Annotated in this window: 21 protein-coding genes; 9 read left to right on the top strand and 12 right to left on the bottom strand. The window is 66.8% G+C overall.

What is annotated here, in order from left to right; all coding sequences use genetic code 11:
* Nucleotides 1–16: 16 nt before the first annotated feature.
* From DJ029_RS17485 to dusB, 4 genes are read right to left on the bottom strand one after another with little or no spacing between them, the layout of a single operon-like run.
* Nucleotides 17–2278 (bottom strand): sensor histidine kinase NtrY-like, encoded by a 2262-nt coding sequence (locus DJ029_RS17485; protein WP_112323787.1) that lies wholly within the window; start codon nt 2276–2278, stop codon nt 17–19.
* A 40-nt stretch (nt 2279–2318) separates the two neighbouring features.
* Nucleotides 2319–3761, bottom strand: coding sequence for a nitrogen regulation protein NR(I) (gene ntrC / locus DJ029_RS17480; RefSeq protein WP_258165099.1), 1443 nt, complete (start codon nt 3759–3761; stop codon nt 2319–2321).
* Nucleotides 3761–4852, bottom strand: a complete 1092-nt coding sequence (locus DJ029_RS17475) for a two-component system sensor histidine kinase NtrB (protein ID WP_112323785.1) — start codon at nt 4850–4852, stop codon at nt 3761–3763. The genes ntrC and DJ029_RS17475 overlap by 1 nt, the downstream gene beginning before the upstream one ends.
* The gene (gene dusB / locus DJ029_RS17470; protein ID WP_112323784.1) at nt 4852–5838 is read right to left on the bottom strand and encodes a tRNA dihydrouridine synthase DusB; all 987 of its coding nucleotides are present in this window, start codon (nt 5836–5838) and stop codon (nt 4852–4854) included. Before dusB ends, DJ029_RS17475 begins: the two co-directional genes overlap by 1 nt.
* A gap of 112 nt (nt 5839–5950) precedes the next feature.
* On the opposite strand from dusB, the gene DJ029_RS17465 reads away from it, so the two are divergent.
* Genes DJ029_RS17465 through DJ029_RS17455 form a run of 3 tightly spaced genes read left to right on the top strand, consistent with a single transcriptional unit; the run spans nt 5951 to nt 8066 of the window.
* A complete protein-coding gene (locus tag DJ029_RS17465) occupies nt 5951–7102 on the top strand; it encodes a bifunctional 2-C-methyl-D-erythritol 4-phosphate cytidylyltransferase/2-C-methyl-D-erythritol 2,4-cyclodiphosphate synthase (protein ID WP_112323783.1) in 1152 nt (383 codons plus the stop codon).
* On the top strand, nt 7099–7593 hold the full coding sequence (locus DJ029_RS17460; RefSeq protein WP_112323782.1) for a phosphatidylglycerophosphatase A family protein: 495 nt from the start codon (nt 7099–7101) through the stop codon (nt 7591–7593). The genes DJ029_RS17465 and DJ029_RS17460 overlap by 4 nt, the downstream gene beginning before the upstream one ends.
* Nucleotides 7590–8066: a CinA family protein gene (locus DJ029_RS17455; protein ID WP_112323781.1), complete on the top strand. Its 477-nt coding sequence runs from the start codon at nt 7590–7592 to the stop codon at nt 8064–8066. The genes DJ029_RS17460 and DJ029_RS17455 overlap by 4 nt, the downstream gene beginning before the upstream one ends.
* Before the next feature lie 14 nt (nt 8067–8080).
* Here DJ029_RS17455 and DJ029_RS17450 read toward each other — a convergent pair whose 3' ends face one another.
* Nucleotides 8081–8539: a type II toxin-antitoxin system RatA family toxin gene (locus DJ029_RS17450; RefSeq protein WP_112323780.1), complete on the bottom strand. Its 459-nt coding sequence runs from the start codon at nt 8537–8539 to the stop codon at nt 8081–8083.
* Nucleotides 8540–8622: 83 nt separating this feature from the next.
* On the opposite strand from DJ029_RS17450, the gene hpt reads away from it, so the two are divergent.
* The gene (gene hpt, locus DJ029_RS17445) at nt 8623–9168 is read left to right on the top strand and encodes a hypoxanthine phosphoribosyltransferase (protein ID WP_112323779.1); all 546 of its coding nucleotides are present in this window, start codon (nt 8623–8625) and stop codon (nt 9166–9168) included.
* Between the two features lie 134 nt (nt 9169–9302).
* Here hpt and DJ029_RS17440 read toward each other — a convergent pair whose 3' ends face one another.
* Nucleotides 9303–9743, bottom strand: a complete 441-nt coding sequence (locus tag DJ029_RS17440) for an Lrp/AsnC family transcriptional regulator (RefSeq protein WP_112323778.1) — start codon at nt 9741–9743, stop codon at nt 9303–9305.
* 96 nt (nt 9744–9839) lie between these two features.
* On the opposite strand from DJ029_RS17440, the gene rocF reads away from it, so the two are divergent.
* Both rocF and DJ029_RS17430 read left to right on the top strand, forming a co-directional pair.
* Entirely contained in the window at nt 9840–10775 is a 936-nt protein-coding gene (gene rocF, locus DJ029_RS17435; protein ID WP_112323777.1) for an arginase, read from the top strand.
* Nucleotides 10776–10790: 15 nt separating this feature from the next.
* Nucleotides 10791–11834: an ornithine cyclodeaminase gene (locus DJ029_RS17430; RefSeq protein ID WP_112323776.1), complete on the top strand. Its 1044-nt coding sequence runs from the start codon at nt 10791–10793 to the stop codon at nt 11832–11834.
* 35 nt (nt 11835–11869) lie between these two features.
* Here the strand turns inward: DJ029_RS17430 and lipA are convergent, their stop codons facing one another.
* A complete protein-coding gene (gene lipA, locus DJ029_RS17425) occupies nt 11870–12838 on the bottom strand; it encodes a lipoyl synthase (protein WP_112323775.1) in 969 nt (322 codons plus the stop codon).
* 189 nt (nt 12839–13027) lie between these two features.
* Here lipA and DJ029_RS17420 point away from each other — a divergent pair, with 189 nt between their 5' ends.
* Together DJ029_RS17420 and DJ029_RS17415 are read left to right on the top strand one after the other, a co-directional pair.
* Entirely contained in the window at nt 13028–13720 is a 693-nt protein-coding gene (locus tag DJ029_RS17420) for a hypothetical protein (RefSeq protein ID WP_112323774.1), read from the top strand.
* Between the two features lie 82 nt (nt 13721–13802).
* A complete protein-coding gene (locus tag DJ029_RS17415) occupies nt 13803–15503 on the top strand; it encodes a methyl-accepting chemotaxis protein (protein WP_112323773.1) in 1701 nt (566 codons plus the stop codon).
* Between the two features lie 71 nt (nt 15504–15574).
* Here DJ029_RS17415 and lpdA read toward each other — a convergent pair whose 3' ends face one another.
* The 5 genes from lpdA to DJ029_RS17390 all read right to left on the bottom strand — a co-directional run bounded on the left by lpdA (nt 15575) and on the right by DJ029_RS17390 (nt 23423).
* The gene (lpdA, locus tag DJ029_RS17410) at nt 15575–16972 is read right to left on the bottom strand and encodes a dihydrolipoyl dehydrogenase (protein WP_112323772.1); all 1398 of its coding nucleotides are present in this window, start codon (nt 16970–16972) and stop codon (nt 15575–15577) included.
* Between the two features lie 71 nt (nt 16973–17043).
* Entirely contained in the window at nt 17044–17643 is a 600-nt protein-coding gene (locus DJ029_RS17405; protein ID WP_112323771.1) for a DUF924 family protein, read from the bottom strand.
* 41 nt (nt 17644–17684) lie between these two features.
* Nucleotides 17685–18980 carry an MFS transporter gene (locus DJ029_RS17400; RefSeq protein ID WP_112323770.1) on the bottom strand — a complete coding sequence of 432 codons (1296 nt, stop codon included), beginning with the start codon at nt 18978–18980 and terminating at the stop codon, nt 17685–17687.
* Nucleotides 18981–19085: 105 nt separating this feature from the next.
* Entirely contained in the window at nt 19086–20135 is a 1050-nt protein-coding gene (queA, locus tag DJ029_RS17395; protein ID WP_112323882.1) for a tRNA preQ1(34) S-adenosylmethionine ribosyltransferase-isomerase QueA, read from the bottom strand.
* A gap of 30 nt (nt 20136–20165) precedes the next feature.
* On the bottom strand, nt 20166–23423 hold the full coding sequence (locus tag DJ029_RS17390) for an AsmA-like C-terminal region-containing protein (RefSeq protein ID WP_157966427.1): 3258 nt from the start codon (nt 23421–23423) through the stop codon (nt 20166–20168).
* A 256-nt stretch (nt 23424–23679) separates the two neighbouring features.
* On the opposite strand from DJ029_RS17390, the gene bcp reads away from it, so the two are divergent.
* Nucleotides 23680–24153 carry a thioredoxin-dependent thiol peroxidase gene (bcp, locus tag DJ029_RS17385; RefSeq protein ID WP_112323768.1) on the top strand — a complete coding sequence of 158 codons (474 nt, stop codon included), beginning with the start codon at nt 23680–23682 and terminating at the stop codon, nt 24151–24153.
* Nucleotides 24154–24311: the final 158 nt, after the last annotated feature.

Genomic DNA, 24311 nt, shown 5'->3' with positions numbered 1-24311 from the left:
CCTCCTGACCTCAGTCTCATGCGACATTCGCCGCCTTATGTGGTGTTTCGGGCATCAGCCCGTCCTGCCCGACCGGCAGGAGAATGCGGGCTTCGGCCCCGCTGTGTTGATCGTCGCCAAACCGTGGCGCGTCCATCAGTTCCAGCTGTCCTGCGTGTTCCTCAATGATCTTGCGCACAATCGACAGGCCAAGCCCGGTGCCCTTTTCCTTGTGCGTCACATAGGGCTCGAACAGGCGGGAGCGTTGTTCCGGCAACCCGCTGCCGTTGTCCTGGATCTGTACCAGAAGCGCGCCGTCGATGTCGCTGACAAGGACGCGGACTTCCGGCTTGAAGGGTGTGTCTGACTTTTCCATACGGTCGTCAATGGCTTCGCAGGCGTTCTTGAACAAATTCGTCAGCGCCTGGGAGATCATCGTCTCATCGATGCTGGCCTCGATCGGATGATCCGGGGCTTGCAGGACGAATGTCACATCGGGCCGCCCGCTGTCCTGCAATAGCACCGCCGCGCGGATCACCGCCATCAGGTCGGCGCGTTTGCGCTCAGGCTCGGGCATCCGCGCGAATTTCGAGAATTCGTCCACGATCCGCCGCAGGTCGCCGGTCTGGCGGATGATGACGTCGGCGTATTGCTCCAGCTGCTCGCGGGAATCGCCCACCATCGGCGCGAACTTGCGCCTGAGCCGTTCGGCGGACAGCTGGATCGGCGTCAGCGGGTTCTTGATCTCATGCGCGATGCGCCGCGCCACGTCGCCCCAGGCGGCCATCCGCTGGGCCGAGACCAGGTCGGACACGTCGTCAAAGGTCACCACGTAGCCTTCGACCAGCCCGTCCGCGCCCGCGCGGGTGGACATGCGCACCAGCAGGACCGCCTCGCGCCCGCTGCGGCTCAGGCGGACCTCGGCCTGGGATACTGCCCCGATGCGTTGCTCCAACTGGTTGAAGGGATGGGTGAATTCCGGAACCGCCACGTCCAGCGGCAACTGGTTCGGCTGGCCAGGGCTCAGGTCCAGCATCTCGGTCGCGGCGGCGTTGATCATCTCGATCCGCCCTTGCGCGTCCAGCCCGATGACGCCGGCGGTCACGCTGGTGAGGATGCTGTCGAACAGGCGGCGGCGGCGCTCCGTCTCGCGGTTGGCCTCGACCAGGGCGTCGCGCTGGCCGCGCACCTGGTTGATCATGCGGTTGAAGACACGGCCAAGGGTGGCGATCTCGTCGTCGCCGGTTTCCTCGCGCACCTGCACTTCCAGGTCGCCCGCGCCGACGCGCTGCGCCGCGGCGGCAAGCTGGCCGACCGGGCGCGACAGGCGTTCGGCGAACCACAGCCCAAGCCAGATCGCAGCTAGGATCACGATCAGCGCGAAGCCGAGGTAGATCAGCGCGAACTCGAACAGCAGCCGGCCGCGATCACGCTCAAGCTGCTGGTACAGGCCGACGGTTTCCTGTGTTTCGTCAAGCAGTTGCAGGATGGAGCCGTCAACCTCGCGCGAGACATAGAGCAACCTGTTCGCGAAGGCGGGCAGTGCGACGAGCGCGCGGAACTCGTAGTTCTCGTCATCCTCTATGATGACCGTTTCGCCCCCCAGCGCGGCCTGGATCTGGGCGTCCGTCGGGCGTTCGTAATCGAACAGGTAGCTGCGCTCGCCCCGGGCGCGCAACTCTCCGGCGGCGTCGATCACATAGGCCTCGACCAGCTCGCGCTGGGTCTGCACCTGCCCCCGGTTCAGCAGCTCGCGGAACTGGCTGGGGGCGATCAGCGGAAAGCGTTCTTTCTGGCTGTTGAGGAAGGCGGCGAGCTGTTCCGCATCGGCCGTCAGGTTGCGGCGGTGCTCATCCTCGTAAGCCTGCGCGGCGGCAAGGGAATTGCCCACCACGTTGCGCACCCGGTCCGAGAACCACCCCTCCAGCCCGAAGTTCAGCGAGACGGTGGCGAAGACCGCGACGAGAATCGTCGGCACGAGCGCGATAATCGCGAAAACGCCCATCAGCCGCATGTGCAGCCGCGAGCCGGCCCGTTCCCGGCGACGTGCGGCAAAGGTCGCGGCGACGCGCTTCGCCACCAATCCCGCGATCAGCAGAACGTAGATGAAATCGAACAGAAGGATCGGCCGTAACAGCCTGTCCTGCAACAACTCGTCCGTATCCAGCGCCAGTCCCGTCAGGACAGCCAGAACCGGCCCCAGCGCCACAAGCGCGAAGGTCGTGATGGTGCGCACCCGGCGCTCCCTCAACAGGTCGAGGATGTGGGTGGACAGGCGGTACGGTTGGCTCTGTTGCACGTTTGGGACAGACCCGTGGTTTCTCGGTACTGTGGCGAGGCTACATCATTTTCTTGCCGCGTGTCACCGAAATGTCGAGGTCCTGGATCTTTTTGCGCAAAGTATTGCGATTGATGCCAAGCAGTTCCGCCGTGCGCACTTGGTTGCCCCGTGTCGCGGCCAGCGACAGCGCGATCAGCGGCAGTTCGACTTCCTTGATGATCCGGTCGTAAAGGCCCGGCGGCGGCAGGCTGTCGCCGTGCAGGTCGAAGTAGCGCTTCAGGTGCCCTTCCACCGCCTGGCTGAGGCGCTGGCCCCCCGACGCGGACGGGCCCGAGACGGAACTGGGCCGGGCCTTGATTTCCTGCTGCACGACGGTGGCGGTGATCGTGTCGTCGGGACAGAGCACGGCCAGGCGGCGCATCAGGTTTTCAAGCTCGCGCACGTTGCCCGCCCATTCCAGCTTGCGCAATTCGTCCAGCGCCTCGGGGGCGATGGCCTTGCGCGGCAGGCCCTCGGCCTCGGCGTTGCGCAGGAAGGCGCGGGCAAGGTCCGGGATGTCATCCAGCCGGTCGCGCAGCGGCGGCAGGCGCACGGGCACGATGTTCAGGCGATAGAACAGGTCCTCGCGGAAGCGGCCCTCGTTCACCAGGGCGCGCAGGTCCTGGTGGGTGGCGGCGATGATCCGCGCATCGGCGCGTTTCGTCTCACGCCCGCCGACGCGGGAAAACTCGTTGTCCTGCAACACGCGCAACAGCCGGGTCTGCGCTTCGTTGGGCATGTCGCCGACTTCATCCAGGAACAGTGTGCCGCCTTGGGCTTGTTCGAACTTGCCCGCGCCGTCCTCGCCGGGGCGGTCGTTGGTGCCGAAAAGCTCCACCTCGATCATGTCGGACGGGATCGAGGCCATGTTGATCGCCACGAAGGCGCCGTTCTTGCGCAACCCGAAATTGTGCAGCGCGCGCGCCACCAGTTCCTTGCCGGTGCCGCTCTCGCCCGAGATCATCACGCCGAGATCTGTGGTCATCAGCCGCGCCATGATGCGATAGACGTCCTGCATCGCGGCGCTGCGCCCGATCAGGGGCAGCGGCTGGGCCTTGTCCTCGGGCGTGTCGGGCGCGGGCGCGCCGCGCTGCGCCTGCTGGCGGGACAGGGCCTTGTTCACCTGGCTCAGCACCTCGCGCAGGTCGAAGGGCTTGGGGATGTATTCGTACGCTCCGACCTCGGTCGCGCGGATCGCGGTCATCATGTTGTTCTGCGCCGACATCACGATCACCGGCAGGTCGGGTCGCTTCTTGTGGATCGCGGGCAGCAGGTCCAGCGCATCCCCGTCGGGCATCATCACGTCGGAGACGACGACATCGCCCTCCCCCTCCTCGATCCAGCGCCACAGGGTCGAGATGGTCCCGGTGGAGCGGACCCGGCAGCCCGCGCGCGTCAGTGCCTGCGAGAGCACCGTGCGGATCGTGCGGTCGTCGTCAGCAACGATGACAGTGCCTTCCATCAGTCAGTCTCCTTCGTGGGGGTTGTGTCGTCGCCCCGCCAGACCGGCAGGCGCACGCGAAACTCGGTGCGTCCGGGGTGGCTGTCCACCTCGACGACGCCGCCGTGATCGCTCATCACCTTGGACACCAGCGACAGGCCCAGCCCCGAACCGTTCACCTTGGAACTGACGAAGGGGTCGAAAATGTCGCGGATCAGCGTTTCGGGGATGCCGCCGCCGTTGTCGATGATCGTGACCAGCAAGGGCAGGCTTTCGGATTGCCGCCCCGGCTGGGACAGTTTTACGCCCGGCTGATAGCCGGTGCGGATCTTGATCGCACCGCCCACCTGGGGGCAGGCCTCGGCCGCGTTCTTCAGCAGGTTCTGGAACACCTGCATCAGCTGGTCCGCGTCGCCAACCGTGTTTGGCAGCGACGGATCGTAGCTTTCCGAGAATCGGATATGGCGCGCGAAACCCGCCTGCGCGGCGCGCCGCGCGCGTTCCAGCACGTCGTGGATGTTGACCGGGTCCCGCTGCGCGGGGCGCAGGTCGCCGAAAGCCTCCACCCGTTCCACGAGCTGGCCGATGCGCCGGGTTTCCTGCTGGATCAGGTCGACCAGTTCCTGGTCACCGTCGCCAAGTTCCATCGACAGCAGCTGCGCCGCGCCGGAGATCCCCGCCAGCGGGTTGCGGATCTCATGGGCGAGCATTGCCGCCATCCCCGAGACAGAGCGCGCCGCCGAGCGATGCCCGAGCGTGCGGTCCATCTGCGCCGCCAGTCCCATCGGGTGCAGCAGCAGCAGGATCCGTTGGCTGTCGTCATGCACCTGGCTGGCGTGCAGCGTGAACATGCGCGGCGGCTTGTCGCCCCAGCTGATATCGACGTCGTATTGCACGACGGAACTCATCCCGACCTGGGCCTGGCGGATGCTCTCGAAGATCGGGCTGTCGGACCCGACGAACCCGGCCAGGGGTTTGCCCGCCATCTGTTTCAGCGACATGGAGAACAGGTTCTCCGCCGCCGCGTTGCAACTTTCGATGGCATTCTCGGCGCTCAGGATGAAGGCCGGATAGGGGACCGCGCTCCAGATGGCGTCACTGTGCAGGGGCATCACGCGGCCCTCCGGATATCTGTGTGGTTCGGTAGTGAGCGCAGCGCGCTCAGCGTCGCGGCGGGGGTTTGCGCGGTCAGTATCGTGCGGCGCAGGGCCTTGGGCGCGTCCATGCCGTCCATGTACCAGCCAAGGTGCTTGCGCGCGCATTTCAACCCCAGCGGGGTGCCGTAGAAACTAAGCATCGCCTCGTAATGCTCTGAAATCATGTCAATTCGTGCGGTTCCAACCGGCACGTCGGGCCGCGGCGTTCCGTAAAGTGCGTGGGCAACCTGCGCCAGGGCCCAGGGGCGCCCTTGCGCGCCGCGCCCGATCATCACGCCATCGGCGCCGGATGCCTCCAGCGCCGCCGTCGCGGTTTCGGGGCTGACGATATCGCCGTTCGCGATCACCGGGATCGCCACCGCCGCCTTGACCGCAGCGATCGCCGCCCAGTCCGCGCGTCCCTTGTAGAACTGGCAGCGCGTGCGCCCGTGGATGGTGATCATCTGAAGCCCCGCCGCTTCCGCCCGGCGGGCGATGTCCGGGGCGTTCAGGCTGTCATCGTCCCAGCCGAGGCGCATCTTCAGGGTGACCGGGACGTCCACGGCATTCACCACCGCCTCGATCAGGCTGAGGGCGTGGTCCGGCTCACGCATCAGGGCAGAGCCGGAATAGCCATTGGTCACCTTCTTGGCCGGGCAGCCCATGTTGATGTCGATGATCCGCGCGCCCTGTCCCACGCAGGCCCTGGCGCATTCCGCCATCCAGTACGCCTCGCGCCCGGCGATCTGGACCGAGGTGTTGCCCGCGCCGATCCCCAGTTCCGCCCGTGCACGGGCCGAGGGGCGCGCCTGCACCATTTCCTGGCTCGCCACCATTTCCGACACGACCAGCCCCGCGCCGAAGCGGCTGACCAATGTGCGGAAAGGCAGATCGGTGATCCCGGCCAAGGGTGCCAGAAAAACAGGCGGCGTTCGAATTTCTGACCCGATTGTGACCGGCAACTGGTTATTCCTTGTGCAGATACTCCCCGTGATTAGACCATCCGGCGCGGTGGAGCAATGTCCTTGTGTTGCAAAACTGGCTCGGGAATATGGGCCAACGGAAAGGGACTTGATGGACTACGCATGTTTGATCGTCGCCGCGGGCCGGGGTGTGCGCGCTGGCGGGGATTTGCCGAAGCAATATCAGATGCTTGCCGGGCAACCCATCCTGCGCCGCACGCTGGAGGCGGTGCTTCGCGACCCCGCCTGCGACCGGGTTCAGGCGGTTATCCACCCCGGGGATGCGTCGCTCTACCGCGTTGCCTGCGACGGGCTTGCGGACCCGCGCCTGTTGTCCCCGGTGCACGGTGGGGCAACGCGCACGGACTCCGTGGGGGCCGGGCTGGCGGCGCTGGCCGCGCAACCGCCCGAGCGGGTGCTGGTCCATGACGCGGCGCGCCCCTTCGTCACGCAAGACGTGCTGACGCGGGTGGCCGCGGCGGTCGCGCCCGGCGTGGCCGCCTTCCCCGCCCTGCCCATCGTAGATGCGCTCTGGCGGGCCGAAGGCGCCATGGCCGTCGCCCCGGTGCGGCGGGACGAGTTGTGGCGCGCGCAAACGCCGCAGGGCTTCTGGTTCGACGATATCCGCGCTGCCCACGCCGCTGCCGCCGGTCCTGCGGACGACGATATCGCGCTGGTGCGCCAGCGCGGCCTTGACGTTCGGATCGTGTTGGGGGACGGCAACAACTTCAAGATCACCCTGCCCGCCGATTTCGTGCGGGCCGAACGACTGCTGAAGGACGCCATGGACATACGCACCGGCACCGGTTTCGACGTGCACGCTTTCACCGACGGTTCCTCCGTCACCCTGTGCGGGGTCGAGATCCCCTTCGACAAGGCCCTCTCGGGGCATTCGGACGCGGATGTGGCCATGCACGCGATCACCGACGCGCTTTTCGGCGCGATCGCCGAGGGCGACATCGGCCAGTGGTTCCCCCCGAGCGAGGTGGAATGGAAGGGCGCGGCCTCCTCCATCTTCCTTGAAAAGGCGATGGAGCGGGTCAGCGCGCGTGGTTTCACCGTTTCCAACATCGATTGCACGATTATCTGCGAGCGGCCCAAGGTCGGCCCCCACGCCGCCGCCATGCGGGCCGAGATCGCCCGCATCACGGGGGTGGAGTCCGGGCGCATCAGCGTCAAGGCGACCACCTCGGAGCAGCTGGGCTTCACCGGGCGCGGCGAGGGCATCGCCGCCATGGCCACCGCGACGGTGGTCAGCGCATGATCCGCTTCATCACCAGTTTCGGTTTCGTCGGCCTGATCCCGGTCGCGCCGGGCACCTTCGGCTCCCTCGCCGCCCTGCCGGTGGGATACGGGCTGCATGTGCTCGGCGGCTTTCCGCTGCTGCTGATCGCCACGGTCCTTGTCTTTGTCCTCGGCACCTGGGCGACGGCGGAATTCACCCGCGGGGCCGAGAACAGCGACCCCTCGGAAGTGGTGATCGACGAGGTGGCGGGACAATGGATCGCCCTGCTGCCGCTTTCCGCCGGGCTGTGGTTCGCAGGTGCCGCGCCGACGCTGTTTCCCTGGCCGGGCTGGGTCGGGGCCTTCGTGCTGTTCCGGCTGTTCGACATCCTGAAACCCGGCCCGGTGGGCTGGGCCGACCGGCTGCACTCGCCCCTGGGCGTGATGCTGGACGACGTGATCGCGGGGGCGATGGCGGCGGTGCTGATCGTCATCGGCGCTGGCGTCGCGCACGGGATGCTGGGCGTATGAGCGCCGCCGCAAAGGTATTGGACGCCTGCCGCGCGAAGGGCTGGCACGTCGCCGCGGCGGAAAGCTGTACCGGCGGGCTGGTCATGGCGGCCTTGACCGAGATCCCCGGCAGTTCCGACGTGGTGGAGCGCGGCTTCGTCACCTATTCCAACGCCGCCAAGGTGCAGCTTCTTGGCGTTTCGCCCGAGACGCTGGAGCGCGTCGGCGCGGTGTCCGAAGAAACAGCGCGGGAGATGGCGGAAGGGGCCCTCGCCCGCTCGGAGGCGGAGCTTGCCGTCTCGATCACCGGAATCGCCGGTCCCGGCGGCTCAGAGCACAAGCCGGAGGGGCGCGTCTGCTTCGGGCTGGCGCGCACAGGCGCGCCGACCCTGACCCGGCAGATCGACTTCGGCCCGATCGGGCGCAGCGCCGTGCGCGCCGCCAGCGTGGACACCGCGCTGTCCCTGTTGCTGGACGCCGCGCGCGCCGAATGAAGCTGGCAGGGCAGTCAGCCCGCGGGTGGGCCGTAAAGGTCCGTGGCCCGTTCCTCGAACGCGCGCACGATCCGCTGCATCGCCTGGTTGAACACCACGCCGATCAGCGCCTGCAAGGTGCGCGAGCGGAACTCGAAATCCACGAAGAACTTCACCCGGCAGGCGTTTTCGCCCTCGGGGATGAATTGCCAGTGGTTGTTCAGGTAGCGAAAAGGCCCGTCGAGGTATTCGACATCGATCTTGCGCGCCTCGGGGTGCAGCAGCACGCGGCTGCCGAAACGCTCGCGAAACACCTTGAACGAGATGACGAGATCGGCGTCGATCTGCTCGCCCGTGGCGGTCGGCGTCCGCTTGCGAATCCGCGCAGCAGAACACCACGGTAGAAACGCCGGATAGGATTCGATATCCGCGACCAAAGCGTATAGCTGGTCGGCGGAATAAGGCATAAGTCGGTCTTCGTTGTGCGTCGGCATGGATGCTATATGCAACGCTGGAACCGGATTGACAAAACCCCGCTTTGTCGCAGGCTCGGGGCAAGGAATACAAGGAGTACGCGATGGAGCCCGATCATTCAGGCTATGTGATCGACCAGATGATTTCGGCCAAGTCGATCGCCGCGCGGGTCGAGGAACTGGCGGACCAGATCTCGCAGCATTTCAAGGGCACGAACAAGCTGGTCGTCGTCGGGCTGCTGCGCGGGTCGTTCGTCTTCATCGCCGACCTCGTGCGCGAACTCGACCTGCCGGTCGAGGTGGATTTCCTCGAAGCGTCGTCCTATGGCGATGGGATGACCTCCAGCCGGGAGGTGCGAATCCTGAAGGACCTCAGGGGAGAGATCGAGGGCCGCGACGTGCTGGTGGTCGAGGATATCGTCGACACCGGCTACACGCTGCTGCATGTGCTCAACATCCTGCGCACCCGCCACCCGGCAAGGCTGGAGGTTTGCGCCCTGCTCGACAAACCCGCCCGGCGAGAGGTGGACGTGAAGGCCACCTGGACGGGTTTCGAGATCCCGGACGAGTTCGTCGTCGGCTACGGCATCGACTACGCGCAGCGCAATCGCAACCTGGATCACATCGGCAAGGTCCGCTTCGTGAAGTGATCTGCGCGGAAGTCGGGCTGTCGGCGGTCCTTCCCGGATAGTCACAGCCCGGCGCGCAGCATTCCGACATGCCGGATGCGTCGGGTTTGGCGGGGCCAGCGCGCGACAGTGTCCCCGGCAGACCGGCTGGCCGCCTACAACGCCGCCGCGCGGGACGAGCGCGGGGTCGACAGCAGCAGGTTCGTTTCCGACGCGGTAATCCCCTCGATCCGGCGGATCGCGTGCAGCACCTCGTCCAGTGCCTCCAGCGTGTCGGTGGCAATTTCCGCGATCAGGTCCCAGCGGCCATTGGTGGAATGGATCGCGACAACCTCGGGAAACGTGCCGATGCGCCGCAGGATGCGCTCGGTCATATGCCCCTCGATCGCGATCATCATCAGCCCGCGCACGTTGGCGCGCATCGCGTCGTTGCGCAGCACGACCGTGTAGCCCGTGATCTCGCCTGATTCCTCAAGCCGGGCCATGCGGTTGCGCACGGTCACCCGGGTCACCCCGAGGATCGCGGCCAGCTCGGAAATGCCGGCGCGCCCGTTGTGGCGCAGGGCGGTGATAAGGCGGCGGTCAAGATCATCCATAATGGAAATATAGGATAGCCATTCTGGAAAGATAACCCGTCATCATAGACAATTATCCTATCGCGAATGGTCAGCGCCCGGCGTCAGACTGGTCACATGAAAAGCACGGCCTGCACCCTTGTCGGTATTCCGACCGAAGCCGGAACCACCATGCGCGGCTGCATGATGGGGCCCGCCGCCCTGCGCACCGCCGGGCTGGCGGAGGCGCTGGAAAGCCTTGGCCACCCGGTGCGGGACCTCGGCGATGTCACCCCGGATCGCGCGGCGGACCTGCCCCACCCGAACCCCGCCCTGCACAAGCTGGGAGAAGCGGTCGCCTGGACCCGCGCGATCGAGGCGGCGGCCTTCGCGGCGGTGCAGGACGGCGGCTTGCCGATCTTCCTTGGCGGGGATCACCTTCTGGCGGCAGGCTCGGTCAGCGGGGTCGCGCGGGCGGCGGCGGTGGCGGGCAAGCCCTTGTTCGTCCTGTGGCTGGACGCGCACCCCGATTTCCATGACCTCGACACGACGACCAGCGGCCATCTGCACGGCACGCCGGTGGCCTATTTCACCGGGCAGAGCGGGTTCGCGGGCGCCTTTCCCGCCCCCGCCGCGCCTGTCCCGCTGTCCAACGTCTGCATGATGGGCATCCGCTCGGTCGATCCGGCGGAGCGGGCCCGGCTTGATACGCTCGGCGCGACGGTGCACGACATGCGCGCGATCGACGAAAGCGGCATCGCCGCCCTGCTGGGGCCGTTCCTTGAAGCGGTCGCCGCGGCGGGGGGCTGGCTGCACGTGTCCTTCGACGTCGACTTCCTCGACCCCGCCATCGCCCCGGCCGTGGGCACCACCGTGCCCGGTGGCGCGACGTTCCGCGAGGCGCATCTGGTCATGGAAATGGTGCACGACAGCGGCCTGCTCCGCGCGCTCGACCTGGTGGAGTTGAACCCCTTCCTCGATGAACGCGGGCGGACCGCGCATCTGATGGTGGACCTGGCGGCCAGCCTGATGGGCCGCCGCATCCTTGACCGGCGCACCCGGTCCGCAGCCTAAGACGAGGACGTAAGCATGGTAGATTTCGTGAGCGTTTCCAACATCCTGAACCTGGTTCGTGACATCGGGCCAGAGCCGTTCCTGAAGGGGCTGGCTGGGGCGATGGAGGACAGCTACCGCCGCTGGCAGAGTTTCGAGAAGGTGGCGCGCATCGGCTCGCACACGCGCGACGGGGTGATCGAGCTGATGCCGACCTCGGACGGGCAGACCTATGGGTTCAAATGCGTGAACTGCCATCCCGTCAACACCGCCTCGGGCTTGCAGACGGTGGTGGCCTTCGGGGTGCTTTCGGACGTGGCGACCGGCTACCCGGTGCTCGTGTCAGAGATGACCGTGCTGACCGCGCTGCGCACGGCGGCGATGTCGGCGATGGCCGCGCGCCACCTGGCGCGCCCGGACTCGACCACCATGGCGATCATCGGTAGCGGCGCGCAATGCGAGTTCCAGGCCCTGGCGTTCCGCGCCGTGCTGGGGATCAACCGGCTCCGGCTTTACGATATCGACGCGCGCGCCACGGAAAAGGCGCGGGCCAACCTTGTCCCGCTGGGCTTCGAGGTCACCACCGCCCCCTCCGCCGAGGCGGCGGTGGCCGGCGCGGATATCGTGACCACGGTGACGGCGGACAAGCAGTTCGCCACCATCCTCAGCGACAACATGATCGGCGCCGGGGTGCATCTGAACGCTGTCGGGGGCGACTGTCCCGGCAAGACCGAACTCGCCCCGCCGCTTCTGCACCGGGCCAACATCTTCGTGGAATACCCCGAGCAGACGCGGGTTGAGGGGGAGATCCAGCAACTCGCCCCGGATCATCCGGTGACAGAGCTGTGGCAAGTGATCACCGGCGCAGCGGCGGGGCGGCGCGGGCCGCAGGACGTCACGCTGTTCGACAGCGTCGGCTTCGCGGTGGAGGATTTCACCGCCCTGACCTACCTGCACGACCTTGCGCGCGGGACCGGCTACGCCGAGGATATCGAGCTACTGCCCGACCCGGCGGACCCGCGCGACCTGTTCGGCCTGCTCGGAAAGGCGCGCCCCGATCGCAATCCGCGCGCAGCCTGAGGTGCCGGGGTCCGCGATCGCGGGCCCCTCCCCCGTCAGTCTGCCAGTTTGGCCAGCCGTGCGGCGCGCAGACGGGCGAAATCATCCCCCGCGTGGTAGCTGGACCGCGTCAGCGGCGTTGCCGAGACCATGAGGAAGCCCTTCCCGTAGGCCGCCTTTTCATAGCTCTTGAACTCGTCGGGGGTGACGAAACGGGCCACCGCGTGGTGCTTCGGCGTCGGTTGCAGGTATTGCCCGATGGTCAGGAAATCCACGTCCGCGGCGCGCATGTCGTCCATCACCTGGTGCACGGACTGGCGATCCTCGCCCAGGCCGACCATGATGCCGGACTTGGTGAACATCGCAGGGTCCAGTTCCTTCACCCGCTGAAGCAGGCGCAGGGAATGGAAGTAGCGCGCGCCCGGGCGCACCTGCGGGTAGAGGCCCGGCACGGTTTCGAGGTTGTGGTTGAAGACGTCGGGGCGCGCCTCCACCACCGTTTCAAGCGCGCTGTCGGGGCATTTCAGGAAATCCGGCGTCAGCACCTCGATCGTGGTGGTGGGCGTCTTGCGCCGCACCGCGCGGATGGTCTGGGCGATATGCTCGGCCCCGCCATCGTCCAGGTCGTCGCGGTCCACGCTGGTGATGACCACGTGGTTCAGCCCCAGCTTATCCACCGCCACGGCGACGCGGGCCGGTTCGAACACGTCCAGCGCGTCGGGCCGCCCGGTGGCGACGTTGCAGAAGGTGCAGCCGCGGGTGCAGATTTCGCCCATGATCATCATGGTGGCGTGGCCCTGGCTCCAGCATTCGCCGACGTTGGGGCAGCCTGCCTCCTCGCACACGGTGACGAGCTTGTTTTCGCGCATGATCTTCGCGGTGTCGCGGTAGCCCTGGCTGGTCGGGGCCTTCACGCGAATCCACTCGGGCTTGCGCAGGATCGGCGCGTCTTCGCGGCGCTGCTTCTCGGGGTGGCGCTCGGCGCGGTTCTTCAGGTCGCGGGTCTTGGTGTCACGACTCGTCATAGCTGTGCTCCATTCGGGACGTCGTTGAACATTAAACAACTTCCGTGGCAAATGTCAGGGCCAAACCGCCGCAACCGGGTTTGCAGGTCCTGCATGGCGGACTTTTGCAGTTCCTGCAGAGGCGGACTCTGGTCAATCGCGCCCTGAACCCCTACATCGGGACCAGACCACGAAAACGAGGCCGAAGACGTGACGCCACAACTCAAATTCGACGGTGGCGCCATATTCAAGAGCGCGCTTCAACTCTTCAAGCAGCAGGCATTCGTCCTGGTGTCCTTCGGCTTCGTCGCGGGGCTCGGATCCTGGTCCTTCGCGAGTATCATGCGCCCGGCCCTCGGGGCAATGCCGACCCTGGTGTTCGAGACGGTGATCGGCTCGCTCATCTTCGCCGCGCAGATCCTTTTGGCGGACGACGGGCGCCTTGGCCGCCGCCGCCCCTTGGAGGCGGTCTGGGCGCGGCTTCAGCCCCGGCTGGTGCCGCTGATCGTGCTGCCCGTCGCCGCGGCGGGGCTGACGGTTGCCGGGCTTCTGTTGCTGATAGTGCCGGGCATCTACGTGGCCGCGCTGTTGCTGCCTATGACCGCGATCATCGTACTTGAGCCGCCCAGCATGGGCGCGCTGCGCCGCTCCATCGAACTGGCCCGCCCGGAGGGCTGGCCCCTTGCCGGGGTCGTCCTGCGCCTGGTGCTGGTGTTCTTCCTCGCGACGGTGCCGGTTTCGCTTATCCTTCAGCAGGTTGTCCAAGGCGTGGGGCCAGCGCTGATCTGGCAGGCGGGCATCATCGCGGTGAACGCGGCGCTGAGCGGATTGTCCGCCACGGTATCGCTGCTGGTGTACCTGAAGCTCACCGAAATGGAGCGTCCCGAAGACGTGTTCGAGTGACGCCCGGCGGCCCCCGCGATTAAGGGAATCGGAACTTCCGTCGTCTAGACCCGGCACAGGCGAAACCTGACGGGACAAGGGGATGGGATTCTTCACCGCGAAGGCGACCGTGCGCAATGCACAGGCCATCGAACGGACATTCAAGGCGCTGGACAACTGTTACCTTGTCCTCGAACTCTCGCCCGATGAGCAGATCCTGGCGGTGAATGACCGCTTCCTGGATTACTTCGGGTACACGCGGGCGGAACTGGTCGGCCAAAGCCATGCCATGCTGGTCTGGCCCGAATATTCCCGCACCGAAGAATACGCCACCTTCTGGGAAGAGTTGCGCAGTGGAAAGCCATTCGTCAACCGCGTGCGACGCTTCGCCAAGTCCGGCAAGGCGCTCTGGCTCGAGGCGACCTATGTCGGCATCCCCGACGCCGCCGGAAGGCTTGAGCGGATCCTGATGTCCGCCACCGAAATGACGGCGGAGATGGAGGAAATCGTCCACAAGCGCGCCAAGATGACCGCGATTGAGGCGGGGTTGGCCGTGATCGAGTTCGACCTCGATGGCAACATCCTGCGGGCCAACGATAATTTCTGCAAGATCCTGAAGTACGACAAGGCAGAGCTTCAGGGCAAACGCCACCGTATCTTCGCGCCAGAGTCCCTGCTGCGGGAAGCGGAGTACCGGGCGTTCTGGCAAAGGATCGTGGCGGGGGAAACCTTCACCGGGGAAATCTGCAGGCTGCGCAGCGACGGGCAGGAAGTCTATCTGAACGCCACCTACACCCCCCTTCGAAACGCCCATGGCGAGTTGATCCGCGTGGTCAAGTTCGCCACCGACAGCACCCCGCGCGTGCGGGCCCTGTCCGCGGTTAACGCGGCGGTGCAAAAGGTGCGCGACGGGGACCTGACCGCCCGGATCACCGAGGATTTCGACAGCGACCTCGACAACCTCAAAAGCGGCTTCAACCTGATGGTCGGGCAATTGGGCGACCTGATCGCGGGGATCTCGACGAAGGCGAGCACGATCAACGTGGAAATCCACAGGATCGCCGACGGTGCGAAGGAAATGTCCGAGCGCGCCGACCGGCAGGCCGCGACGCTTGAGGAAACCGCCGCTTCCATGGAGCAGATCTCGGCCACGATCGCCAACACCGCCGAAAACGCCACCAGCAGCACCGCGATTGCCGAGGATGCCCAGGTCAAGGCCGGCAAGGGGCGCTCCGTGGTGGAAAATGTCATCCAGGCGATGAGCGCGATCGAGGATGTCTCTGCCCGGATCGGGGAAATCACGAACGTGATCGATTCGATCAGCTTCCAGACCAACCTGCTGGCGCTGAACGCTGCCGTCGAAGCGGCGCGGGCGGGCGATGCCGGCAAGGGCTTCGCCGTCGTTGCGGCCGAGGTGCGCAGCCTTGCGCAACGCTCGAGCGACGCGGCGGCGGATATCGGTAAGCTGATCGGGGAAAGCGATTCGCGGGTGAAAGAGGGCGCGGAACTGGTGCGCAGCTCCGGCACCGCCATCGGGGAGATCATGACCGCGGTGCACGACCTCAGCACCCGGATCAGCGATATCTCCGTAGCCTGCACCCAGCAGGCCGAGGGCGTCACCGAGGTCAGCCGCGCCGTCACCCAGCTTGACGCGATCACCCAGTCCAACACCACCATGGCCGAAGAAAACGCCGCCAGCGCGGGCAGCCTGAGCCACATGGCGTCCGAGCTGACCCGGATGACCGATGTCTTCACCGTGGACGCCGCGCAAACCGTCAAAGCCCCCCGCCGCCGCGCGGGCTAGCGCGGCACGAAAAAGGGGCCGCGATGCGGCCCCCATTTATCCGGTGAACGGACGCCGCGCGGGACGCGGCCCTAGAAGTGGATCGCCCGCCCGTAGGCGTCGAGCACGGATTCGTGCATCATCTCGCTCAACGTCGGATGCGGGAAGACGGCGTGCATAAGATCCTCTTCCGTGGTTTCGAGCTGGCGACCGACGACGTAGCCCTGGATCAGCTCGGTCACCTCCGCGCCGACCATATGGGCGCCCAGAAGCTCCCCGGTCTTGGCGTCGAAGATGGTCTTCACCATGCCTTCCTGCTCACCCAGCGCAATGGCCTTGCCGTTGCCGATGAAGGGGAAATGGCCGACCTTGATCTCGTAGCCGAGTTCCTTCGCCTTCGCCTCGGTATAGCCGACGCTGGCGACCTGCGGGTGACAATAGGTGCAGCCCGCGATGCTTTCCGGTTTTACCGGATGCACGTCGTTCTTGCCCGCGATCAGCTCGGCGACCATGACGCCTTCGTGGCTGGCCTTGTGAGCGAGCCAGGGCGCGCCGGCAATATCGCCGATGGCGTAGATCCCCTCGACACCGGTGCGGCAGTATTCGTCGGTGACCACGTGGGTCCGGTCCACCTTCACGCCCAGCTTTTCAAGGTTCAGCCCCTCGACATTGCCGACGATTCCGACCGCAGAGATCACCGTGTCGAATTCCTGCTTCTCGGTCTTGCCGCCCGTCTCGATCTCGGCGATGACCTTGTCGGCCTTGCGGTCCAGCGACTTGACCATGGCCTTTTCCATGATCTTCATGCCCTGCTTGACGAACTGCTTCTTGGCGAAGCCCGAGATCTCGGCATCCTCGACCGGCAACACCCGGTCCATCACCTCGACCACGGTCGTGTCGGCGCCCAGCGTGTTGTAGAAGCTGGCGAACTCGATCCCGATCGCGCCCGAGCCGATCACCAGCAGCTTCTTCGGCATATGCGGCGGTTGCAGCGCGTGCTTGTAGGTCCAGACCCGCTTTCCGTCCGCCTCCAGCCCCGGCAGTTCGCGCGCCCGCGCGCCGGTGGCCAGGATGATGTTCTTGGCGGTGATTTCCTCGGTGCCCTTGTCCGTTTTGACGGACACCTTGCCCTTGGCGGGGATCGTCGCCTCGCCCATGATGGTGGTCACCTTGTTCTTCTTCAGCAGGTGGCCGACCCCGCCGGACAGCTGCTTGGCCACCCCGCGCGAGCGTTTGACCACCGCGTCGATGTCATAGCCGATCCCCTCGGCCTTCAGCCCGAATTCCTTGGCGCGGTGCATCAGGTGGAACACCTCGGAGGAGCGCAGCATCGCCTTCGTCGGGATGCAGCCCCAGTTGAGGCAGATACCGCCGAGGTGTTCGCGCTCGATCACGGCGGCCTTCAGTCCCAGTTGCGCCGCCCGGATGCCGGCCACGTAGCCGCCGGGGCCCGCGCCGATGATGACGACATCGAAAGACTGGTTTGCCATTGCGTGGCTCCTCCCTGGATAAATTAGCTTACCATTAAACCATTTCTCAGCCGACTACCACCGCCCGGTTGTCATGCCGCACCCTCGTCCTGCGCCGCGCGCAGTTCCCTGAGGATTTCGCCGTATCCGCCCCTGTCCATGAAGCGTTGCTCCTCGGCGGTGGTGTCGCGCCCGAGGGCCGCGTTGCGGAACGGGAAGCGGCCGAATCTGCGGATGATTTCACGATGCGCGCGCAGGTGTTCGAGTGTCGGGGACCCGGGCATCGCGCGTTCCAGGTGCGCCAGCCCCTCGTCTTGGGTCGCCATGTCCTCGGCATGGGTGAAGGGCAGGAACAGGAACTGCTTCTGGGGCGCGGGGATCGCCGCGTCGTCGCCCCGCGCAAGCGCTGTGCGCACCGTGTCCCGCGCCAGCGGGTCCAGCAGGAACGCCTCGGCCCTGCCCCGGTGCATGTTGCGCGAGAACTGATCCAGCAGGATCGCGGAGGCCAGCATCTGCTCCGGCGTGTCCGTCCACGGGGCAGATCCGGCCTGACGCACGGCTTCCCAGGCGGGCAGGAAACGCTTGGTGATCCTGGCGTCCAGCTCATCCGAGGCGGTGTACCAGTCCGTCGGCCCCACGTCGTCGATCCAGAAGTGGAGCACGTCTTCATATGTGATGTCGTTCTTCGTCATCCCCGCATGGTGGCAGGTTGTGGCGAAACTGCAATCCCCCGTCAGGGTGCTGCGTCGGCACTGGCGGGGGCGACAGCGGCGTCCTCTGCTTCCTCTTCGTCGATCGCGCGCTCGATGGCGTATTCCTGCGCGAATTCCACCGCGACGGCCGTGGCCTGCGGCAGCACCGGCGCGTAGCTCGACGTGTCGTCCGCGCTCGGCGCGGCGCGCTGCGTCATGCGATAGGCGGCATAGGCCGCGATCAGCGCCAGGACGCCGCCGATGAAGATGAAGAACATCGACGAGCCGAAGGCGTTCATCAGAACACCGATGATCAGCGGCCCGAAGATCGCCCCGACCCCGGTGGCGAAGATCAGCCCACCCGAGGCGGCCGTCATGTCCTCATGCTCGAGGAAGTCGTTGGTATAGGCGATCAGCAGCGCATAAAGCGGGTTGGATACGCCCCCGATCACGAAGCCGAGGATGCAGACCACGGTGAAACTATCGACGAAGGGCAGCAGCACCACCACGGACAGCGCCCCGGCGGCGGTGCAGCCGAGGATCAGCCAGCGGCGGTCCATCCGGTCCGACATCCAGCCGATGGGGAACTGCAGGACCATGCCGCCGAAATAGATCATCGCTACGAAAAGAGACGTCTGGGCAATCGTCAGCCCCGCCTCGGTGGCATAGACCGCCGACATGCCAAACATCGCCGCGACGATGCTTCCCAGAAGGAACATGCCGACCATGCCCAGCGGCGAGACGTTGTAGACCTCGCGCAGGGTCATGCGTTTGGTGGCCGAGAACACCGGCGCCGGGCTCACCGACAGCAAGATCGGCGCGAAGGAAACGGACACCAGCACCGACATGATGACGAACAGCGTGTAGCCACCTGCGTCCGCAAGGTTCAGCAGCCCCTGCGCCGAGATCACGCCCACCATCTGCACGATAAGGTAGAGCGACAGCGCCTGGCCCCGGTTTTCGTTGGTGGCGCTTTCATTCAGCCAGCTTTCCGCCACCACGTAGACGCCCGCGAAGCACATGCCCACGAGCAGCCGCATCGCCCCCCAGATCAGCGGGTTCGGCAGGGCCGCATACAGGATGAATGCCGCCGAGATCAGCGAGGCGAGTGCCGCGAACACCCGCACGTGGCCCACCCGGCGGATCATTATCGGCGTCAGCCGAGAGCCGAACAGGAACCCGGCGAAATAGGCGGACATGATCAGCGACATTATGGATGCGTCGAATCCCTCGATCGCCCCGCGCAGGCCCAGCAGCGTACCCTGAAGGCCGTTGCCGATCATCAGCAGAAGCAGGCCCAGAAACAGGGCCCAGGAATTCTTCAGCACGCTCAGCATGACGTTTGCCTCCGCTTGTTCTGTGGGTTGGGTAGGGGATCGGCCAGTAAGCCGTCTGACCCTTAAGCGACACCGGGGGTCGGTTTCATATGTCTAGGACGGGTCCTAGGGCAGCAGCAGCGAGCTGTCCCCGTAGGAAAAGAACCGGTATTCCTGCGCGATCGCGTGGGCATAGATCTCGCGTATCCGCTCGACGCCCATCAGGGCTGAAACCAGCATCATTAGGGTGGATTTCGGCAGGTGGAAGTTGGTCATCAGCCCGTCAGCCACGGTGAAGCGGTGGCCGGGGCGGATGAAGATATCCGTCTCGCCGCGAAACGGGGCCAGCCCGCTGGCTTGCGCGCCGGCGGTCTCAACCAGCCGCAGGGCGGTGGTGCCGACGGGGATCACGCGCCCGCCGGCGGCTTTGGTGCGCGCGATCGCGGCGATTGCCTCGGTGCCGATCTCGCCCCATTCGGCGTGCATCTTGTGGGTGTCGATATCCTCCACCGTGACCGGCAGGAAGGTGCCGGCCCCGACATGGAGGGTGACGAAGGTGCTTTGCACCCCGGCCTGTTCCAGCGCCGCGAGCAGCGCCTCGTCGAAGTGCAGCGAAGCGGTTGGCGCGGCGACGGCGCCCCGGTTGCGCGCGAAGACGGTCTGGTAATCCTCGTGGTCCTGCGCATCCGCGGCGCGTTTGGCCGCGATATAGGGCGGCAGCGGCATCTGCCCCGCCGCTTCCAGCGCAGCGTCGAAGTCCCTGCCCTTGTGCGAGAAGTCGAGCCGTACCCAGCCCTCCTCGCGCGTCAGCACCCGGGCGGAGAGTTGCTCGGAAAAGCGGACCAGGTCGCCCGGGCTCAGCCGCTTGGCGGGTTTGGCCAGCGCGTCCCACTGCCCGTCGGGGCCCGCGTGGGTCAGCGTGATCTCCACCCGCGCGATGCCGCTGCCGTGGGGCGTTTCGCGCTGGCGCGTGCCGCTCAGCCGCGCGGGAATCACCCGCGTGTCGTTGAACACCAGCAGGTCGCCCTTTCGCAGGATGTCCGGCAGGTCGCGCACGTGGCGGTCTGCGATCCCGCCACCCTCTGCTACCAGCAGGCGCGAGGCCGGGCGCGGGCGCAGCGGGCGCAGCGCGATCAGGGCTTCGGGAAGCTCGAAATCGTAGTCGGCAAGCGTCAGGCGGGTGGTCATGGGGTCTCTCGGTCGGGCTCAGCCGCCGGGCACGATCCCGGCGCGTGTTTCGAATATCTCCCGCGTGGCACCGGGGGTGAGCAATGACAAGGGATTGACCGCGACCTGAGGCGTTTTGCCCGATCCCGTTACCGTGAACGTCGCGCCGAGCAGCCCTTCGCCGGGGCGTCCGCCGAGCAGGCGGCCCACCACCGGCAAACGCTCGAACAACCCGTTGACGGCATAAAGCGGAGAGACGACCCCCTCCATGTTGAGCGCCCTGCTCGCCAGGTCGTAGCGCCCCGCAAGCGTCACCCCGAGCGAGGATCCGACGGCTCGCGCCTCGCTCAGCAGGATCTGACCCTTGTCGATGGAGAAACGCCCCTGTGCGTCGTCAAAGCCCAGCCCCGCCTCGTCGATCTGGCTGGCCAGCCGCCCGGCGTCGGCGCGGCGCAGGATCTCGCTCAGGGTCGTTGCGCTGACGACACGGGTATTCTGCAACGAGAAGGCGCCGTTGATCGGCCCGCCGCCCTGTGTCGCCTTCAGCGCGACGCGCAGCGTGCCGCCAAGCGCGTTGCGGAATATGCCTGCCGCGCGCAACGCGGCGCCGCCGTCGTCGGCCTGCAGGAACACTTCGCCCCCGCTGCGCACCACGCCCGTGATCGGGGTTGCGCCGTTCAGCGTGGCGTCGAAGCGGCCGAGCGGGCGCGCGCCGCTCGACAGTGACCCGCGCACGCCCCTCAGGCGGATCGCATCGCTCACGATCACCTCGTCCGGGGCAAGGGTCAGGTCCAGCGCCGCGCGACCCTGCCCTAGCGTTGGCGTACCGCCGCGCAAGTCGATCCGCCCGCCGTTGACCGAGACCTTCGCCCGCCCGTCCGCGCCCTGCCGGAAGGTGACTGGCGCATCCAGCCAGCGTCCGAGCGCGAGCCGGTCGAGCTTTGCCCCGGTCAGCTTGCCCCCGTCGAAGCCGATCGCGCCCGACAGGGCAAGGCCCGGCCCGTCCAGTTGCAAGCGGTCGATCCGCACCGGCGCGCCAAGCTGGCCCGTCACCCGCAAGGTTCCCGCCGCGGCGGGCGATTTGCGCCAGTTCAGCGCCGGGATCGTCAGGCCCGTGCCGGATAGGCGCACCGTCGCATCGAAGTCCGCCGGCGCATCGGGGTGCAGGCTGAGCCGGAAGGTCCCGTCGCCCTGCCCCTCGATCAGGTCGCCCGGTAGGGCGATTCCCAGCGCGGCGGCATTGGCCACGGTCACCGGCAAGCGCCCGGTGACGGTCGGCGGACCGGCTTCTGGCCCGAAGTCGCGGGTGTAGCTGGCGTCCACGGGAACCCCTGCGACCATGACCGGGCCTTCGATCCGCAGCCCGGCGTTGCTTGCGCTCAACGACAGCGTCTCGGCTGTCATGCTGCGGCCGGGGATCATGCGCGGGGCTTCCACGTCGTGCAGGGTGGCGGTCACCTCGGCCGCCACGTCGCGGGGCTTCAGCTGGCGGTGCATCAGGAATTGCAGGTCCGCCGCCACCTCGGCGGTGCCGGTGGCGAAATCGGCGGGCATCCGCACCCGTTGCAGCAGGTTCAGCGGCGGCATGTCGATCAGCGCCAGCATGTCCGGAATATTGCCCCGCCCCTTCAGCGCCACATCGCTCAGCGCGGGTTTCTGGCGGGTGTCCTCGATGACCATGCGGCTGCCCGCTAGGTCGATCCCTTCCGCATCGCTGGCCCCGGGGCGCGGCGCCGTGTGGCCCGTGTCGAGCACCAGGTCGAAGCGCCCGTCCACCAGCTGGCCCGACCCGCTGGCGTTCACGATGGGCGGCATGTCGCGGAACAGCTGCGCGCGCCCCTCCTCGAAGGCGAAATCGATGGCGGAGGTCTTGCCCCCTTCGGTCCGGCGCAGATGCGTCGTGAAATGGGTCAGCCGCCCGTCCTCGATATGTTCGGCCAGCCAGCCGCGCAGCTTCGGCTTGAACGCCTCGGGCCAGAGCGCGAGGACACGGTCCACTGGCAGCTCCTCGAGCGCGGCGTTCAGCGCGACCTGCCAGTGGGTGGGCCGCGCCTCCACCGCGCCGGTAACGGTGGCCCGCAGGTCCCCGTTGCGCAAAGACAGGGTGCCGATTTCCAGGCGGAACGGGTCGAAAGTGATGCGCCCGATCGCCTGCCCGGTGGCGAAGTCGATACTGTCCGCGAAGACGCTGTCCGCGGCCAGCGTCACGCTTGATAGCTCAAGCTGGCCGACAAGTGCTGCGATATCGCCCGTGGCGTCACGCTCCAGCAGAAGCGGGCCTGCCGCCTGCAGCTTGCCGTGGATCGTGTCGAGCTGAAAGGTCGAGATCTCGAACCGGTCGCGCGCCGCGTCATAGGCGAAACGCACCGAAGCGCTGGTGAAGGGCACCACCCGCTCCGGCAGGGGGCGGACGTATCCCGCCCCCATGCTCAGCGTGCCCGACAGCCCGAGCAATGCGCCGTCGGCCGCGAACTCCGCCGTCAGCGCGCCATCGACCGGCGCATCGATCAGCGACAGCCAGGTCAGCACCCCGACCTGGTCGGCGATGTCGGAGGGCCGCGCGTTCTGGAACCGCACCGCGTAGCGGGTCTGGCGGCTGTCCGGCGCGCGTTGCAGGCTGGCCTGAAGCGTCAGGTCCGTGCGCGCGCCCGGCTCTGTCAGGCGGGCGGTCAGCCCGGCGCTCAGCGCATCGCCTTCGCGGCGCAGGTAGGCCGTGGCGTCCTTCGCGCTCAGCACGCGGCCGGTGCCTTCGTCTGAGAAATCGAGGTCCACGCCGATGATATCCACTGTCTTCAGCGCCGAGAGCATGTCCATCCGGTCCAGCGCCTCGGTGGCTTGCAGGATCGCGCCGAAATTCGGCGTTGCCGCCGCCGCGCCGCCGGGTTTCAGCAGCGCGAGCATCGGCGCATCCGCACCCCCCGCCCCGAGCAGCAGCCCCCCGTCGGTGCTGCGCTTCAGCCTGAGGGCCAGGCCGCCCAGCTCAAGCGTCGAGGGGCGCACCTGCCCCTGCAACCCGGCGAGCACCTGGAAATCCGTCTCAAGCCGCGGCAGGCTCAGGCTGGGTCCGGTATCGCCCTGGCTGATCTCCAGGTCGCGCAGCACAAGGCCGGCGGGGTCCTCCCCCGCGCCGAGCGAGAATTCGATGGTGCCCACGGTGATCTCATCCGCGCCGAGGCGCGCGGCGATCCAGCTCTTGGCCCTGGGGTCCAGATGTTCCAGTACCAGGTTGCGCCCGTCCACCGCAAGCAGGACCAGCAGCACGACCAGCAGCGCGAAGCTCATGGCGCGGGCAACCATGGAGGCCGCCTGGTGCGCGCAGAACGCACAAAGCCGCAGCGCGCGGCTTTTGCGGCGCGGCATGTGCCCGGGCGGCGGCGATGCCGCTGCCTTCCATCTGCGTGGTCCTTTCACAGTTGAACTCTTTCCCGCACAAAGGGGCGATTTTATGGACAACCCGTGGTGTCCGGCGCCCGCCGAAGCGTGACCCCTGCCCTTGCCGAGGCCCCTGCCGGTGCCATATCAGCGAATAATCATTAACCAAACGAGAAGACCAATGTCCAACGATACGCTGTCCCCGGGCGATACCGCGCCTGCTTTTTCACTGCCCCGTGATGGGGGCGACACGCTTTCCCTGTCCGATTTCGCGGGCCGGGCACTGGTGATCTTCTTCTATCCCCGCGACGATACCAGCGGCTGCACGAAAGAGGCGGTGGCCTTCACCGGGCTGCTGGACGCCTTCGAGGCGGCAGGCGCCGCGGTGCTCGGCGTCAGCAAGGACACCGTCGCGAAACACGAGAAATTCGTCCAGAAGCATGGGCTCGGAATGCCGCTTCTGTCCGACGCGGACGGCGACATGTGCGAAACCTACGGCACATGGAAGGAAAAGAGCATGTACGGCAAGACCTACATGGGTATCGAACGCACGACCTTCCTGATCGGCAATGACGGAAAGATCGCACGGATCTGGCACAAGGTGAAAGTCCCCGGCCACGCCGAAGAGGTGCTGGAGGCGCTGAAGTCGCTTTGAGCATCCAGACGCTGAGCGCGGCCGCGGTCGAGGTGCTCTGCACCCCCGATGCGCGCGCCAAGGCCGCCCTGTCGCGCCGCCATGCCGCCGCCTGGGCGCGCGCCCGCGAAGCCGAAGCGCCCTGGCCGCTGGGACGGGCCATGCCGCCGTCGGCGCCC

The sequence above is a fragment of the Oceanibium sediminis genome, from assembly GCF_003265325.1.
GTDB classification, from domain to species: domain Bacteria; phylum Pseudomonadota; class Alphaproteobacteria; order Rhodobacterales; family Rhodobacteraceae; genus Halovulum; species Halovulum sediminis.
Note: the sequence above shows the minus strand (reverse complement) of the source record. Positions and strands in the feature narration are given on the sequence as shown.